Below are 296 nucleotides of genomic sequence, written 5' to 3' on the forward strand. Positions count from 1 at the left end.
CATATCTCGATCGTGATGTGTGCCACAAGAAGGACAATCCCATTCACGTAGGTTGAGATTCTTAACGTCTTTGTTTTGGTAACCGCAAACTGAACATAATTGAGAGCTTGCAAAGGTTTTAGACACAGTTACTACCTGTTTGCCATACCACTTTGCTTTGTATTCTAACATCGTTCTAAATTGCGACCATGATACTTCACGAATTGCTTTCGCTAACTTACGGTTCTTCAACATATTTGACACTTGCAAATCTTCCATACCAATGATGTCGTGGTTTTTGACAATGTAAGTAGAGA

The 296-nt window shown here is 38.9% G+C and carries 1 protein-coding gene; it reads right to left on the bottom strand.

Annotation, left to right across the window (positions count from 1 at the left end; translation table 11 throughout):
* A partial coding sequence (locus MR056_RS22035) for an RNA-guided endonuclease TnpB family protein (protein WP_242136738.1) occupies window positions 1-296 on the bottom strand: 296 nt, incomplete at both ends.

This window comes from Bacillus cereus group sp. BfR-BA-01360 (genome assembly GCF_022663595.1).
Taxonomy (GTDB): domain Bacteria; phylum Bacillota; class Bacilli; order Bacillales; family Bacillaceae_G; genus Bacillus_A; species Bacillus_A cytotoxicus.